Consider the following 228-nt stretch of genomic DNA (forward strand, 5'->3'; position numbering starts at 1 on the left):
CCAGGTACTGCACCTTGCTGTTGTCGACGTTGTAGGTCCAGGCACCGCCTTCGGTGATGGCGAGGCTACCCAGCGCACCCGCGCTCGGGGTGCCGTTGCCAGCCAGGAACTTGGCTTCATCCGCCCCGTCCACGTCGGTCACGCTCAGGGTGCCGGTCTCGGTCAGGGTCGGGGTGCTCTCGTCTTCGGTCACGCTGCCGGTGTCGCTGCCGGTGATCACCGCCGCGT

At 68.0% G+C, this 228-nt stretch carries 1 protein-coding gene; it reads right to left on the minus strand.

Going from position 1 to position 228, the window contains the following annotated elements; genetic code table 11:
- A partial coding sequence (locus tag KW824_RS20855; protein ID WP_218410914.1) for a VCBS domain-containing protein occupies positions 1–228 on the minus strand: 228 nt, incomplete at both ends.

It is taken from the genome of Aeromonas sp. sif0611 (assembly GCF_019218845.1).
GTDB classification, from domain to species: Bacteria; Pseudomonadota; Gammaproteobacteria; order Enterobacterales; family Aeromonadaceae; genus Aeromonas; species Aeromonas media.